13 protein-coding genes are annotated in these 15,515 nt (G+C 53.4%); 12 read left to right on the top strand and 1 reads right to left on the bottom strand.

Annotated elements, in window-relative coordinates:
• Positions 1-21: 21 nt before the first annotated feature.
• The 11 genes from ACK2JC_RS06690 (at position 22) to ACK2JC_RS06640 (ending at position 12,287) form a co-directional block, all read left to right on the top strand.
• On the top strand, positions 22-1,785 hold the full coding sequence (locus ACK2JC_RS06690) for a sigma-54 interaction domain-containing protein (RefSeq protein WP_320938092.1): 1,764 nt from the start codon (positions 22-24) through the stop codon (positions 1,783-1,785).
• A gap of 277 nt (positions 1,786-2,062) precedes the next feature.
• Positions 2,063-2,854, top strand: coding sequence for a carbon-nitrogen hydrolase family protein (locus ACK2JC_RS06685; protein WP_206197032.1), 792 nt, complete (start codon positions 2,063-2,065; stop codon positions 2,852-2,854).
• A 72-nt stretch (positions 2,855-2,926) separates the two neighbouring features.
• Entirely contained in the window at positions 2,927-3,811 is an 885-nt protein-coding gene (locus tag ACK2JC_RS06680) for a polysaccharide deacetylase (RefSeq protein ID WP_320938093.1), read from the top strand.
• 155 nt (positions 3,812-3,966) lie between these two features.
• On the top strand, positions 3,967-4,320 hold the full coding sequence (locus ACK2JC_RS06675) for a hypothetical protein (RefSeq protein WP_092368626.1): 354 nt from the start codon (positions 3,967-3,969) through the stop codon (positions 4,318-4,320).
• The gene (locus ACK2JC_RS06670) at positions 4,317-5,360 is read left to right on the top strand and encodes a CobW family GTP-binding protein (protein WP_118756751.1); all 1,044 of its coding nucleotides are present in this window, start codon (positions 4,317-4,319) and stop codon (positions 5,358-5,360) included. The genes ACK2JC_RS06675 and ACK2JC_RS06670 overlap by 4 nt, the downstream gene beginning before the upstream one ends.
• Positions 5,361-5,555: 195 nt before the next feature.
• Positions 5,556-5,876 (top strand): DUF1622 domain-containing protein, encoded by a 321-nt coding sequence (locus tag ACK2JC_RS06665; RefSeq protein ID WP_092368623.1) that lies wholly within the window; start codon positions 5,556-5,558, stop codon positions 5,874-5,876.
• Between the two features lie 633 nt (positions 5,877-6,509).
• Positions 6,510-7,346, top strand: a complete 837-nt coding sequence (gene licT, locus ACK2JC_RS06660; protein ID WP_320938094.1) for a BglG family transcription antiterminator LicT — start codon at positions 6,510-6,512, stop codon at positions 7,344-7,346.
• Positions 7,347-7,356: 10 nt separating this feature from the next.
• Positions 7,357-9,294, top strand: a complete 1,938-nt coding sequence (locus ACK2JC_RS06655) for a beta-glucoside-specific PTS transporter subunit IIABC (protein ID WP_368272346.1) — start codon at positions 7,357-7,359, stop codon at positions 9,292-9,294.
• A 13-nt stretch (positions 9,295-9,307) separates the two neighbouring features.
• Positions 9,308-10,798, top strand: a complete 1,491-nt coding sequence (locus tag ACK2JC_RS06650) for a family 1 glycosylhydrolase (protein ID WP_320937644.1) — start codon at positions 9,308-9,310, stop codon at positions 10,796-10,798.
• Between the two features lie 133 nt (positions 10,799-10,931).
• Entirely contained in the window at positions 10,932-11,486 is a 555-nt protein-coding gene (locus tag ACK2JC_RS06645) for an NUDIX hydrolase (protein WP_320937645.1), read from the top strand.
• Positions 11,487-11,648: 162 nt separating this feature from the next.
• Positions 11,649-12,287, top strand: a complete 639-nt coding sequence (locus ACK2JC_RS06640) for an AAA family ATPase (protein WP_227168324.1) — start codon at positions 11,649-11,651, stop codon at positions 12,285-12,287.
• An 85-nt stretch (positions 12,288-12,372) separates the two neighbouring features.
• Here the strand turns inward: ACK2JC_RS06640 and ACK2JC_RS06635 are convergent, their stop codons facing one another.
• Entirely contained in the window at positions 12,373-13,656 is a 1,284-nt protein-coding gene (locus ACK2JC_RS06635; protein WP_320937646.1) for an FAD-dependent oxidoreductase, read from the bottom strand.
• 182 nt (positions 13,657-13,838) lie between these two features.
• Here ACK2JC_RS06635 and ACK2JC_RS06630 point away from each other — a divergent pair, with 182 nt between their 5' ends.
• Positions 13,839-15,089 carry a peptidoglycan-binding protein gene (locus ACK2JC_RS06630; RefSeq protein ID WP_118756721.1) on the top strand — a complete coding sequence of 417 codons (1,251 nt, stop codon included), beginning with the start codon at positions 13,839-13,841 and terminating at the stop codon, positions 15,087-15,089.
• Positions 15,090-15,515: the final 426 nt, after the last annotated feature.

Raw genomic sequence — 15,515 nt, 5'->3', positions numbered from 1 at the left:
GATGATATGGTGGTGGAAAACATGGCGGACGACAACAGAATGTTGAACGGAGATCTCAGCATTTCTAATATGAATACGGAGCCGAATGATTCTTTTTCGAAAGGAATCATTTGGGAAGCATTGCCCTGCGAGGCGGTTATCATAGACCTGGTAGGGAGGATTGTTGAGGTCAACAGTAAATACTGCGTCCGCCATGACCGCCCCAGGCAATGGCTGATCGGTTCTGATATCAATGAGATTGAGAAAAACGGAGCCAGTCTTGTTACGATGCTGGGCAATACCACGGAAACCAGACTCATGTTCCGGGAGGAGGACGGGCTGGTTCTGCAAAGCAACATAATGGAGCAGGGGCGCACGGTCGGGGCAATGCAGCTTTGCTTTCGCAATGTGGATATGGGTAATGTGGGCGACGAGCTGAGCTACAGCCATATCAGCGAGGATATCAATAAGCTGTTCGAAACAAACTGGGACGTAATCTATGCATCTGACAGCAACGGTATTACCCTGGAGGTCAGCTCCGCCTCAAAGACAATATGGGGAGTGGAGGCGGAATGCCTGATCGGGAAAAGCGTCTACGAGCTTGAGAAAAAGCGTATTTATTATCCTTCCATAACGCGGATGGTGCTGGAGTCCAAGCGCCGCGTGCAGGCCATACAGACCACGGCTACCGGGAAAAGGCTGATGGTTTTGGGAACACCCATAAAGGATGAGAATGGTAATATCATCCGTGTTATCAATACTTCCCGGCTTATTATCAATGAAAATGAACTCTTTAAGGAGCTGGAGGAAACAAATCTGCTGGTGGAGGGCTATAAGCGTGAGATCGCCTATATGCGCAATCAGGAACAGCGGGATGCGCCGTTTATTGCAAATAGCGTTCAGATGCGGAGCGTGGCCGATCTGGCTATGAAGGTCAGCGGCACGGATATTGCCGTGATCATTACCGGTGAATCCGGCGTGGGCAAAGAAGTTCTTGCAAATTATATCCATTCCATGAGCAGCCGCAAGGACGGTCCTTACATCAAAATCAACTGCGGAGCCATACCGCCTACGCTGATGGAATCGGAAATATTCGGGTATGAGAGGGGGGCGTTTACAGGGGCGGAGCGGAGCGGAAAGCCGGGGATTTTTGAACTGGCCAACCAGGGCACGCTTTTTCTGGATGAGATCGGCGAGATTCCCATTATGCTGCAGTCGAAGCTTTTGCGGGTTTTGCAGGAGAATGAGTTAATGCGCGTGGGCGGCACGAAGTCGATTTCGGTAGACGTGCGCATTATCGCGGCCACCAATAAGAATTTGCTGGAGGAGATCGCTAAAGGCAGATTCCGCAAGGATCTGTATTACCGGCTGAATGTTGTGGATATCAAGATCCCGCCGCTCAGAGAGCGGAAGGATGATATTTTGCCGCTGTCCCTGTTTTTTTTAGATAAGTACAATCATAAATATCATATGAATCGGGTATTTTCACCGGAAATTATGGATGTCTTTATGGCTTACAAATGGGATGGCAATATCCGTGAGCTTCAGAATACCATCGAGAGGATGGTCGTTTTATCGCCTCAGAACGTGATAGGCACAGAAAGTCTGCCGGAGGCTATCACGAGCAGCCGCCGAACCGCGGCAATATCCGTGGATGAGATCATACCCTTGCGGGAGGCTCACCAGATGGTGGAGGATATGCTGCTTCAGATGGCCAGGGAGCGGTATGGCACTACCGTTCAGATGGCGGAAGTGCTGGGCGTGGATCAGAGTACGATCAGCCGGAAGTTAAAAAAGAGAGATTGATCAGGAAGAACTATGCGTTTGTGCAAAAAAGCTATGCACGGACGCATAGTTTTTTGCTATTTCTGACATCGGGAAGCCCGCAGGCCAGCTTGAACGGCGGTTCGACCAGCAATTTGCAGAAAAAATATTCACAAAAAAGCGGTAAAAAAATCAGATATTATTCATAAAAAGCAAAAATACCACCGCGTCTTGTGGAGATATGAATAAATTTATCAGATAATTGGCATGTGGTTTGCTTTGAAAATAAGTAGAAGAAGTGAGAAGGAGGTAGATAATCGTGAAATTGATTGTGGCATCCATTCAGATGGACTGTATTCTGAACGATAAAAAGGCAAATCTCAGCAAAGCGGAAGAGATGGTTATCTGTGCCGCAGAGAAGGGCGCGAAGCTGATTGTATTGCCGGAGCTTTTCAGTACAGGATACCGCGTGGAGGAGCAGGACGAAGCACTGGCAGAACCTATTCCCGGAGCCACCACTGAATGGATGCAGCAGCTTGCGGCCAGATATGGGACATATCTTATCGGGGCCATTATCGAGGCCGGGGAGAACGGCGCTCTGTATGATACAGCTGTTGTGGTTGGACCAGAGGGCTATATAGCCAGCCACCGGAAGATGCATCTCTGGGGAGACGAGTGTAAACGCTTTAAAACGGGAGAAAGTATCGATGTAGTCGAATTGCCCTTTGGCAAAATAGGGCTGCAGATCTGCTATGAGATAGGCTTTCCAGAGATGGCAAGAATTCAGGTCAGAAAGGGCGCGGATATACTCGTCTATACATCTGCCTTCGGCAGGGCGCGCTACTATGTCTGGGATATCGCTTCCCGCAGCCGGGCTCTGGAAAATGGCGCTTTTATTGTGGCCTGCAACCGCTGCGGCAGGGACAAAGACAGTGAGTTCGGCGGGCTGAGCCGGATTGTGGCGCCGGATACCACGATTTTGGCCGATTCCGGCGCGGATGGCGACGCGGTGGTCTTGGCGGAGCTGGATCTGGACGAGGTGGAGCGCATGCGCCGGACCCTTCCCTATCTGAGGGATATGAACAGGAAACTCTATAATGATAAATTTTAATTTGTATTACTATTCCACCGAGGAGTATTAATAAGAGGCAGAAGTCAAAAATAAAAGATGGAGGTAAATAAGATGGCAAAAAAAGAGATTCTGGTTGGTTATGGTGTAGATATCGACGCGGTAGCCGGTTGGCTGGGCTCATATGGCGGTGAGGACTCCCCGGATGATATCTCCCGCGGTCTTTTTGCCGGTGAAGTCGGCATTCCCCGCCTGCTCAAGCTGTTCGCTAAGAACAACATCAAGGCGACCTGGTTTGCGCCCGGACACTCGATTGAGACCTTCCCCGAGCAGATGAAGATGATTGTTGAGGCGGGACATGAGGTTGGCGCCCATGGGTACTCCCACGAGAATCCCATTGCGATGACGCCGCAGCAGGAAGAAGATATTTTGGTAAAGAGTGTGGAACTGATTACCGAGCTCACCGGTAAAGGCCCCACTGGTTACGTGGCTCCCTGGTGGGAATTTTCCAATGTCACAGACAAACTCCTCAAAAAGTACGGTATTAAATATGACCATTCCCTTATGCATCATGACTGCATGCCTTATTATGTGCGTATAGGCGACAGCTGGAGCAAAATTGATTATTCTGCTCCGGCTGATACCTGGATGAAGCCTCTGATCCGTGGTGAGGAGACTGACCTGGTGGAAATTCCTGCAAACTGGGATTTGGATGACCTTCCGCCGCTGATGTTTATTAAAAAGTCCGCAAACAGCTTTGGCTTCCACAATCCTAAGGATATTTTCGGCATGTGGGAGGATTCCTTTGACTATGTCTATGAGAATTACGACTTTGCTGTGTTTCCCATGACGATTCACCCGGATGTGTCCGGCCGTATGAAATGCCTTAACTGCCACCAGCATTTGATTGATCACATTAACCAGTACGAAGGCGTGCGCTGGTGCACACTTGACGAGATGGCTGACGAGTACATTAAAAGATTTCCGAAGAAAGCTTAATTAAACTCAGCGGTTCTACACTGCGGCGGATTGTTTTCCGCCGCAGCAGTTTCGGTATGCGGCGTCTCGTTCCCGGGCAGACCCGGACTCAGAACGGGGAACCCGGGTGCGCTTGCAGCCTGCCGGGGGCATGGTTTGGAAGGGAAGTGTATGAAATGTGTATACTGTGCGGTGAAATGATCATGACCGTCCATTGGACGGATCAGCCTGTCCATGACGCAAACTACAGGAGTAAAACAAAGATTGTGGCGGGAGAAAACCAGCGGGAGCGGATGCGCCTTCGCCTGAGGCGGGTGGCCGTTGCCAACAAGATTCTCAGCTATTACGGACTCACTCTGAAGGAGTGGAACGGAAGCAGATATATGCTGTTTGACAAAAAGGGCGCCAGCAGAGTCATTTATGATCTTGGCGGTATGTGGAAGGCTGCTTCCGAGATGGCGCACAGGGATTTGGATCCCCTTGATCCGGATTTTCTTAAGGCGCTTCAGGAAGGGACGTGTGCCAGGTGACAAATGGAGATAACAGGAAGCCGATTATCGTGGTAACCGGCTTTTTGGGCAGCGGGAAAACCACGCTTCTGTCCAATGTACTGAAATATGGGAAATTTGCCAATACGGCAGTGATTATCAACGAGTATGGCCAGGCCGGGCTGGACCACCGTCTGATCCGGCGCATCGAGGAGAGAACACGGCTCTTAAGCGGCGGGTGTATCTGCTGTAATATGCGCGAGGACCTGATCAATGAGCTGAAGGAGATTCTGAATGAAGCTGAGCGCGGACGGATTCAGCTGGACCGGGTGGTAATTGAGACGACCGGGCTTGCTGATCCGGCGCCTATCCTCTTTTCCATTTTGATGGATCCCGTTCTTACGAACCGCTATTATGTGGACGGTGTGGTGTGTTGCCTGGATGCCGCCAATGGTGAACTGCATTTGAGAAATAATCCGGAATCCGTTAAGCAGATTGTTACCGCGGATACAATTATTATTACAAAGACGGATATTGTGGAAAAAGAGACGGTGCAGGAGATGCGCGAGCGCCTGCGTCAGCTTAATCCGGCAGCCATTGTGATGGAGGCCGCCAATGGGGTGATTGATCCGGAAATCGTATTTGCCAACAGTCAGAGTCAGATGGAGATCCGCAGGACAAGGCTGGAACAGTTGAAAACAGAGTATCCGGACAGACCCACGCCTCACGACAACGGGGTGCGCTCCATGTCGATCAGGTTTTATGAGCCGTTGGACTGGACGGCCTTTGGCCTGTGGATGAGTATGTTGCTTTACGCTCACGGTGAAAAAATGATGCGTATCAAGGGCATGGTGGATGTTGGGGATAGCGGGCCCATTGTCATAAACGGCGTGCAGCACGTCATCCACCCACCCCGCCATCTCGCTGATTGGAACGGAGAGGAGAAGAACTCCCAGATTGTTTTCATCATGAAGGATCTGGAGCCGGAACATCTGATGGATTCTCTGGTGGCTTTCCAGAATATTTTGGGCTCCGCGCCGGAAATTTCAGAAATCAATCTGGATCCGTATACTAAAATGTAAAATGCATGGGCGGGCTGTAAACCGGGCCTGAGGCTGTATGGCGTTATTATGACGCTTCCGTCCATGCCTGTGGGATTAATAATCGCAAGAAGAGTCAAGAAGTTCAGCCTTCAGAAGCTACATACCTCATTGCGCTGGTTTCAGCGGTTATGACAGCGCAGTAGTTGGTTTTATTTCTGTAGGAAGGATTGCAAGATGGAGTATTTAGAAGGGGTTTTATCGCTGGTTGCCAACGCGGCAATTCTGATTTTCGAGTTCATGGGGGTTGGAATTATCATTTATTCCGGATTTACCGGTTTCGCCAGATTTTTGCGCAAATCGCCCGAAACTAAGATTTATTTGGCCAAAGGACTTGCAATGGGTCTGGAATTCAAGATGGGAAGTGAGATTTTGCGCACAGTTGTAGTGCGCGAATGGAAAGAAATCGGAATTGTCGCCGGCATTATTGCTCTGCGGGCTGCCCTCACGTTCCTGATTCACTGGGAAATTAAGGAGGAGGAAAAAAATGGAAAATAGCTGCGCTAAAGACCACGGTCACCGGGAAAACATTGCTGGTTCTGGAGACGCCGGTCAAGGATAAGGCTGGGGATATCATACGGGTCATCAATTCCTCAAGGCCGATTATAAATGAAGGGCTACAAACTGGCGATCTTACGCAGTATTTGGAGGATCCACCATTGGCTTTATGCGAGTCGGGATGTGTGTGGGCTTACGCTGGCTGATTGCCGCCGGTGTCTGCCTCGACGGCGGACTCGTGGGCATGTCGGCCCGGCTGACGTAGAAGAGTGAAAATCTGGCTGCAATTATTTGGTAGATAATCCGGGACCGGCCACCCTGTAAGTCCGGTTTATCGCGATAAGAAATCCTTGGGAGCGGCACCGGCAGGTGGTTGATTCTGGGGATATTTTTTTATTGTGGAATATACATAAAAAAACGGAAAAAAAACTGTAATATTACCTGAATTTAAAGTCAAAGCTTGACTTTTATGATTTGCCATGCTATAAATACCACATAGACGTCTATAAATTGAATTATGAATCAACTTGATGCGGTTTGTTACTGGGATGCAGGCAAGACCAAAAGTTTCGGAGTAGTGTGAAAACTTTGGGATACCTGTATTTTTTTGTGCCTAAAAAGGAGCGTGTGAGGGTGAAATTTGTCAAAATTCTGAACAACAACATTGCCATTGTGGCCGATGAGGCGGGCGAGGATCGGATTGTCATGGGCTGCGGCGTGGCCTTCGGGAAGAAATACGGCGATCCGGTGGACGTGGCAAGAATCGAGCGCATTTTCACCCAAAATGTGCGGGACCTGTCCGGCAAATTCGAGGCGCTTTTGAAGGAGATCCCGGACGAGTACCTGGAGTGCGCGGACCGGATCATCGCCCACGGAAAGCTGCTGCTGGGAAAGGAGCTGGCCGACAACCTTTATCTCTCCCTGACGGACCACATTTTCTTCACGGTTAAGCGGTGCCGGGAGGGGATGCTGATCCACAACCGGCTCCTGTTCGAGACAAAAATGATCTACAAGGAGGAGTTCCAGGTGGGAATGGACGCGGTGGAGATGATGAACCAGCAGTTCGATATCAATCTGCCGGAGGACGAGGCCGCGTTTCTGGCCCTCCATTTTGTCAACGCCACCATGGGCACGGAGATGAACAAGACGCTGGAGATCACAAAAATCGTCCAGGAGATCCGCACGATTATCCGAAACTTTTTCCGGATCGAGTTTCAGGAGGATTCCCTGAGCTATTACCGGATGATGACCCATCTGAAATTTTTCGCGCAGCGGATGGCGCTTCACGAAGGTAAAAGCGATCAAAACGCAGATTTGCAGCTGTTTCAAATGGTAAAGGAGCGGTACGGCCAGTCCTACCGCTGTGTGGAGCGGATCGTGGAATACCTGCAAAAGCAGTACCATTACACGGTTTCCGACAATGAAAAGCTGTATCTTACCATACATATCGAACGGATTCATCAGAATTAGGAGGGGACTTATGAATGTCAATCAGCTTGCCGAAGCGATTTTAAAGGAAGTCGGCGGGAAAGGAAATATCAAGGAACTGTTTCACTGCGTGACGCGGCTGCGTTTTTATCTGAAGGACCGCAGCGTCATCGACGCAGAGCGGATCAAGAAACTGGACGGCGTGCTGGGCGTGCAGTTCCAGACGGAGCAGCTTCAGATCATCATCGGGAACGACGTGGAGAATGTTTACAACGCCATGATCAACAAGGTCGGGTTTGTGATGGACGACGTGACGGCGGAGAAGAAACAGAAGATGCGCATCGGCGGCCTGTTTGAGACCATTTCCGCCATCATTCTGCCGGTGATCCCGGTGATGGCGGGCACCGGTATCCTGAAGGGCGTGATCACCATTATGACCAGCTATCTGGGGTTTGAGACGGCGTCGGATCTGATTCAGATGCTGACCATCGCGGCGGACGTGGTGTTCTACTTTATGCCCTTCTTTATCGCCTGGTCGGCGGCGAAGCGGTTTAAAACGGACACGGCGCTGGCCCTGGCCCTGGCGGGCTGCCTGCTGTACCCCACCATGACGGCCGGGCTGGCTGGTGGGCTTTCCCCCATGCATTTGTTCGGCCTGCCCATTCCCTTTGTGAAGTACGCGGCCAGCAGCATTCCCATTATTTTCAGCGTGTGGGTGCTCAAATATGTGTATGACTTTGTGGACAAACATGTTCCCCAGATGCTGCGTCTGGTGTTTACGCCGATGATTGTTATTTTGATCATGTGTCCCATCACCCTGGGCGTGACGGGTCCCATTGCAAATTATCTGAGTAAGGGAATCGCGGCGTTTTTCGTGGGACTGTTCGCATTTTCACCGATTCTGGCCGGTCTTGTGATCGGGGCCACCCGGTCCCTGCTGGTGTTTACCGGAATGCACCTGTCCCTGGGTGCGGTATGCATGCAGAATCTGGCCCAGTACGGGTACGACGTGATTCTGCCGGTCAACACCATGGGAACCCTGGCGATCGTGGGCGTGTGCTTCGGCGTATGGATCAAGGCGAAAAAGCAGGAGAACAAATCCATCGCCATGTCGGCCTTTGTCTCCTCCTTTATCGGGATCACGGAGCCGGGCATCTACGGCGTGCTGCTGAAATTTAAAAACGCGCTGATTGCGGATATCATCGCCGGCGCGGTGGCGGGCGCATTTGTGGCATTTTTCGGAGGCAGGTCCAGCGCTTATGTGAACTCCTGTATTCTCTCGCTCCCGGTGTTTGTGGGGCCTGGGTTTGTGTATGTGTGTATCGGTATGGTGATCGCGTTTGTGCTGGGCGCGGTGCTGGTGTGCGTGCTGGGCGTAAATGAAGGGGAGAGCGGGAAAATGATGACAGCCGGGAAAGCGGCGGCTGGGACTGCCGGGACGGCGGCTGTAACAGCGGGAAATCCGGCGGCTGAGTCGGCTGGGAAAGTGGCTGCGGTCCGGGAAGCGGCCGGGAGCGCTGAGGCGGCCGGGCTTGCGCAGACCGTTGCCAGCCCCATGGACGGAGAGCTGATTCCCATGAGGCAGGTGGAGGACAAGGTGTTTTCCTCCGAGACCCTGGGAAAGGGCGTGGCCATTGTGCCGGAAAACGGAACCGTGTCGGCGCCCTTTGACGGGACTGTCACCACGGTGTACGCGTCCAAGCATGCCATCGGGCTGACTTCGGACCAGGGTATGGAGTGCATTATCCATATCGGTCTGGATACAGTAAATCTCAAGGGGAAATATTTTGATATAAAGGTGAAGGACGGGCAGAAGGTGAAACGGGGAGACCTGCTGGCTCAGGTGGATATCGATTCCATCCGCAAAGAGGGCTACAGCCTGACCACGCCGGTGATCGTCGCCAACACATCCGCCTATCTGGACGTGTTCGCAAACCAGGAAACAGGACGGGTGTCCAGAGGGACCACTGTCGTAACCGCAATTCGATAAGGGAGGTAAAGAGATGAGTAAGGGACGTTATCATTTTCCGGATAACTTTATGTGGGGAGGCGCCACGGCTGCCAATCAGGTGGAGGGCGCGTGGAATGAGGACGGGAAGGGCATGACCATCGAGGACTGCCTTCCCTACCGGGAGGTGGGAATCGCGGATTTCACCAGGCAGTTCGCATTTTCCAGCAAGGATCTTGAGGAGGCGCTGGCGGCAGGGCCGGAGGCCAATTACCCTAAGCGGAGGGGGATCGATTTCTACCACCATTATAAGGAAGATATCCGGCTATTCGCGGAGATGGGATTCAAGGTGTTCCGCATGTCCATTTCCTGGGCCAGGATTTTTACAGATCCCAGGGACGAGAAGCCCAATGAGGCGGGAATCGCATTTTACGAGGAAATGTTTAAGGAGTGCAGGAGGTACGGCATCGATCCGCTGGTGACGCTGTCCCACTACGATCCGCCGCTGGTGCTGGCAACAGAGTACCGTGGGTGGTATTCCAGGGAGGTGGTGGAGCTGTTCATGAAGTACGCCAGGGTGTGCTTTGAGCGCTTCGGCAAATATGTGAAATTTTGGCTCACCTTCAACGAAGTGGACGCCATGCTGCGCCACCCGGTGACCAGCGGGGGGCTGATCGAGGACCGATTCCCGGACGTGCCCTTTGAGCAGGCGATTTATCAGGCCATGCACCACCAGATGATCGCCAGCGCCCTGGCGGTGAAGCTGGGACATGAGATGATGCCCGGCGCGCAGATCGGCTGTATGATGACGAAGCTGTGCTTTTATCCGTACACCTGCAAGCCGGAGGACAATCTGGCGACCCAGCAGCGGATGCGCAGCGTGTACCGCTACGTGGATATCCAGGTATTCGGAGAGTATCCCGGGTATCTGAAGCGGGAGATTGAGAAAAAAGGGTTTCACATTGAGATGGAGCCGGAGGACGGGAAGATCCTGCGGGAGGGGACGGTGGATTTTGTGTCCTTCTCCTACTATATGACCAGCTGCATGGCAGCCAGCACCGAGGGCCTGGACATGGCGCCGGGCAACACGGTGAACGGCGTGAAGAACCCCTATCTCACCTCCTCGGAGTGGGGCTGGCAGACCGACCCCATTGGTCTGAGGATTTCCCTGGTGGAGCTGTATGACCGCTACCGCAAGCCGTTGTTTATTGTGGAAAACGGACTTGGCGCCAGGGATACGGTGGAGGCGGACGGGACAATCCACGATCCGTACCGGATCGAGTATCTGCGGGATCATGTGAAAGCCATGAGCGACGCCATCAACGAGGACGGCGTGGAGTTGTGGGGATACACCTGGTGGGGCTGTATCGACCTGGTCAGCGAGTCCACAAGGCAGATGTCCAAGCGGTATGGGTTTATCTATGTGGATATGGACGATTACGGGAATGGAACGTTTGAGAGAGTCCGAAAGGACAGCTTTTATTATTATCAGAAGCTGATTGCGGCAAATGGGGACGTGGAGGCTGTGGAGGCGACGTTATCCTGACGACAGCATTTGACATTTGTGAACAGGAATATTAGAATTGAGGAAAGCTGGCCGGCGCGTGCAAGGCGCTGGAGCTGAGCGTTTAGAATCAATCGTTTGCAGAATGAAAAATTGCAGGGTCAAGGGGGCGCACATGAACAGGGATTTTCCGGAAAAGCTGGATCGTAAGGTGATCTATGAGAGTGCTTGGATTTCGTTGTATGCGGACAGGGTGCGGATGCCGGGCGGGGAGATAATCGAGTCTTATCATCGACTGCATTATCCTCATGAGTCGGTTTGCGTGGTCATATGTAATGATCGCGATGAAATTCTGCTGATCCGGTCAAAGCGGTACACCACGGGGCGGATCGAGTGGGAGATTCCGGCCGGTCGGGTTGAGGAAGGCGAAAGCCCCGCAGAGGCAGCCAGCCGGGAGTGTTTTGAGGAGACGGGCTGCGTGGTCGGGGAACTTACCTTCCTGTGTACCCAGAACCCCAGCAACGGAATGTCCGATTTGGTGGTACATAATTTTTTAGGAATGGTGCGGCGCGAGACGGAGAACTTTGATGAAAATGAAGTGCACGGCAAGCAGTGGATCAAGCGGGAAACGGTTCTGGAAATGCTTCGGAAAAACGAGATTTTTTGCGGCGCTTCCATGTTGGCGCTGATGTACGCCATACAGTTTCATATGCCGGAAAACAGCCGGTGATATTGGCGGGGACGTAAAATTTTCCGGTCTGGTGAGAATCCATGCCGAAACTCTTGGCGAGGTCTTTCACGTGCTTAGCGCTTATGGTATAATGAAAGCAGCAGTAAGGAGCTTATTGTCAGCAGGTGAAGGCGCGGAAAACCGCGGAAGGAGGGCGACGCTATGAAGGACGGAAGAAGGCTCGTTATCACCATCGGAAGGCAGTTTGGCAGCGGCGGACGGGAGATCGGCTCCCGGCTGGCAGAGGAACTGGGAGTCGGCTTTTACGACAAGAACATTCTTCGGATGAATTCCAATGAGAGCGGAATCAAGGAGAGCTACTACCATCTGGCCGACGAGCGGCCGGGGAGCAGGCTGCTGTACAAGATTATCAAGGGCCTGACGCCGGAGTTGGGAGCCCCTTCCTTCGGCTCGGACCTGGTGTCCGCGGACAATCTGTTCCGCTTCCAGTCCGAGGTGATCCGTCAGCTGGCGGACGGGGAGGACTGCGTGATCATCGGGCGCTGCGCGGACTATGTTCTGGAGGGACGGGACGGCCTGGTGCGGGTGTTCCTGTACGCGGACATGGATTACCGGGTCAAACGGATTACGGAGCTGGGGTACTACGAAGATAAGGACGTTAAGAAGAACATCAAGCGCATTGACCGGGAACGCCGGGACTATCACCGGTATTACACCGGACGCGACTGGGAAAATGTGGAAAATTATGATTTGATGCTCAACACGGCCCGGCTGGGAACAGAGGGAGCGGTGAGGGCGATCCGGGAGTACCTTAAGATTAAGGGGCTGGCGGAGGAATAGAGGTTGAGGGAGAACGGCTCTGCGCGGCGGGAAGGAAGCAAACGCGGAGCCGTTTTTTTGCGGATCGAATACGGTCGGTGTAATGTTACCCGGCCGGTTCGGAAAAAACGTCCTCCAGCCCCAGAGCGCGCACCTCATCCCGGATTTCACCGGCCGATGTGCGGTAAAGACCCAGCGATTTCATCCGTTCGAAGAGACAGCCGCCGGAAAAGGTGTATTTCCGGGAGAGGCCGTCCGGGGTGCGCATCTCCTCTCCGGTCCAGGCAATGGCCTCCCCTGAGGCCAGAGAGCGTGGAAGGATGAGAGGCGGTTTTCCGGAAATGGCTGCGGCGCAGTTGTAACCGGCCAGGGTGCCGGTGACCATCGCCTCCGTGTGGCCCACCAGGGGACCGGCTTTTTCACCCGCGCAGTAGAGGTTGTCTGGACCGTTTACTTTCAGGTCGCCTCCCCGCGGGCACATGGCAAGAAAACGCACGGAATTGCCTTTGCCGCCGGCGTAGGGGTCCTCATAGCGGGCGTTTTCCAGGCCGGGAATGCGGCGCAGCTTGTCGAGGGGGAAGAAGGGCGCCATCATTTTGGCGTGGCCGCTGTCTAACAGCACCAGGTTTTCTGCAAACTCCGGCAAAGCGTACTGCTGGCAGGCTTTTAAGGACAGATGGTCCTCCCGCAGACCGGGAGGAACAGGGATTACGGCAACTCCGGTTTCATTCAGCCGGCGGACGAGGTCCGGTGCAAGGGATTCTTTCATCAGCTTGCAGGAACCGCTCATCGCCCCATGAGTACCGTCCGGCCGCCGGGCCTCCAGCTCACGGACGCCTGCCAGAGCGGCCAGGCTCACACGGCCGCCGAAGCTGGGACAGCGCAGAATGCACATGGAGCAGCCGTTTCCGTAACGGGCGCAGTTGGCGCTGGGACCGGCTGTGCCCGTTGCGTCGAGGAACGCATCGGCGGCATAGGTATTTCCATGGTTGTCGGTGACGGACTCAATGGAGGTTTTGTCCGCCGACATGGAGATTCCGGTGATCCGGGTCTGGGTGCGCAGCGTCACGCCCCAGCGCTTCAGGCAGTCCTGGACCGCGCCGGGGGCTAGGGCGATGTCGTAGAGATCGGCGTGGTCATGGCCGGGGAAGGAAATATTCCGGTGGCGCAGGGTGGGTTCCAGGGCAGCGAACAGGTCCGCGCCGCCCATGGCTTCCAGTTCCAGAGCGGCGGTCAGCCGGCCGTTGTTTCGCAGGATACCTCCGGCCAGCCCGGTGCCCAGGATCATGTCGGTCCGCTCCAAAAGTTTTACCCGGGCGCCCTGTTTGGCGGCGGCCACCGCTGCGGCGCAGCCGGCCCAGCCGGCGCCCACAATGATAATATCAGTCAAGTTGAAAGACCTCCTTTTTACGGCCTATTGGCTGTAGCGTGAAAGGGTTATGTTAGAATTTATGCCAGGGACGGCATTTCATGCGCATCCCCATGGGATCGGAGGCGGAAAATCGCGCGGGACTGGCATGAAACGGCGGTGTGCGTATTATATTGTAGTAATCATAAAATACGAGGTGTTACATGCCAAACAATGCGGAAACAGGCTACAGGGGCCTGCTTCAGGTAAATGTCGTCAATATTCAGAATAATTTTCCCATTCAAAACGCGCGGATTACCATCAGCTACAAGGGGGATCCACAGTCGCCGGTGGAGCAGGTTGTGACCAACAGCTCCGGCCAGACGGAGCAGGTGGCCCTCTCGGCGCCGCCGTTGGAACTGAGCCTGGAACCGGGGGACGTCCAGCCCTACTCGGAGTACAATCTGCGGGTGGAGGCGGAGGGATTTGATCCGCTGGTGGTGTCCGGGACGGAAATACTGGCGGATTCCACCGCGATCCAGCCGGTGAGCATGACGCCGGTGGGGGAGGTGCCGCCGCCGGAGGACCCGGTGGTGATCCCGGATCACACATTATATGGAAATTACCCGCCAAAGATCGCGGAGCCGGAGATCAAGCCCGTGGCGGAGAGCGGAGAAATCGTGCTCAGCCGGGTGGTGGTACCCCAGACCGTGGTGGTCCACGACGGGGCTCCCACGGACCGCACGGCTAAGGACTACTATGTGCCTTACCGGGATTATATTAAGAATGTGGCCTCCAGCGAGATCTATTCCACCTGGCCCAGGGCCACAATCACGGCCAATGTGCTGGCGATCATGTCCTTCACGCTGAACCGGGTGTATACGGAGTGGTACCGGAACCAGGGATATGATTTTACCATCACCTCGTCTACGGCCTTTGATCATAAGTGGATCTATGGGCGGAATATTTTCGAGAGTATTTCCCTGGTGGTGGATGAGATTTTTGATAATTATTTGTCGCGGCCTGGGGTGAGGCAGCCGATTTTGACGCAGTATTGCGACGGAAGGCAGGTGCAGTGTCCAAATTGGATGACACAGTGGGGCAGCTGCGACCTCGGCCAGCGGGGCTACAGCCCCATCGAGATACTGCGTTATTTTTACGGGGATTCGATCTATGTGAACACCGCGGAGCAGATTTCCGGGATCCCGGCGTCCTGGCCCGGATATGATTTGACGGTGGGGAGTTCGGGGCCCAAGGTGCAGCAGATGCAGGAGCAGCTGGATACCATCGCCACGGTGTACTCGGCGATTCCACGCGTGAACCCGGATGGGATTTACGGGGAGCGGACGGCGGACGCGGTGAGGGAGTTCCAGTCGATATTTGGGCTGCCGCAGACCGGAGTGGTGAACTTTGCGACATGGTATAAAATTTCGCATATTTATGTGGGGATTACCAGGATTGCGGAGTTGGTGTAGAGGATAGCGGGAGAGGGGGAGACAAATAGCCGGTAACTAGCCATGGTCTAAGCCGCCATACAAAAAGGGAATAGAAAAGCCACGAGGTTCCGACTCGTGGCTTTTCGCTGTTCCAAATGGAACGTTCATATCCTGAGTGAGCATAGCATTTCAGCGCAGGGCCTGTATATTCTGTACGGCGTCCTGGCCATGATATGATTTGACGATGTGGAGTTCCAGTCAATCATAAAGGTATTTTAATAAATGTTATTGAGAATACTTATAAGTAGAAGCCCTGTCATCGGGTTTACATAAATATAAAAAATATTTAGTTACAGACAAAAAAATTTAGCCTTTAAAGCCATTGCAAATTAATACGAAATACAGTATAATCTTTACAATTTGGGCTGAAATAGCGATGAGACTTCAGACAGCCCAATGCAGACA

It is taken from the genome of Enterocloster lavalensis (assembly GCF_046603895.1).
Taxonomy (GTDB): Bacteria; Bacillota; Clostridia; order Lachnospirales; family Lachnospiraceae; genus Enterocloster; species Enterocloster lavalensis.
This window is presented reverse-complemented; position numbering and strand designations above follow the sequence as displayed.

Bases quoted from the DNA above. Each gene is read 5' to 3' on its own strand.
- ACK2JC_RS06690 (WP_320938092.1), top strand. From the start codon at position 22: ATGGCGGACGACAACAGAATGTTGAACGGAGATCTCAGCATTTCTAAT.
- ACK2JC_RS06680 (WP_320938093.1), top strand. From the start codon at position 2,927: ATGGCAAAAAAAGAGATTCTGGTTGGTTATGGTGTAGATATCGACGCG.
- ACK2JC_RS06675 (WP_092368626.1), top strand. From the start codon at position 3,967: ATGTGTATACTGTGCGGTGAAATGATCATGACCGTCCATTGGACGGAT.
- ACK2JC_RS06665 (WP_092368623.1), top strand. From the start codon at position 5,556: ATGGAGTATTTAGAAGGGGTTTTATCGCTGGTTGCCAACGCGGCAATT.
- ACK2JC_RS06655 (WP_368272346.1), top strand. From the start codon at position 7,357: ATGAATGTCAATCAGCTTGCCGAAGCGATTTTAAAGGAAGTCGGCGGG.
- ACK2JC_RS06650 (WP_320937644.1), top strand. From the start codon at position 9,308: ATGAGTAAGGGACGTTATCATTTTCCGGATAACTTTATGTGGGGAGGC.
- ACK2JC_RS06645 (WP_320937645.1), top strand. From the start codon at position 10,932: ATGAACAGGGATTTTCCGGAAAAGCTGGATCGTAAGGTGATCTATGAG.
- ACK2JC_RS06640 (WP_227168324.1), top strand. From the start codon at position 11,649: ATGAAGGACGGAAGAAGGCTCGTTATCACCATCGGAAGGCAGTTTGGC.
- ACK2JC_RS06630 (WP_118756721.1), top strand. From the start codon at position 13,839: ATGCCAAACAATGCGGAAACAGGCTACAGGGGCCTGCTTCAGGTAAAT.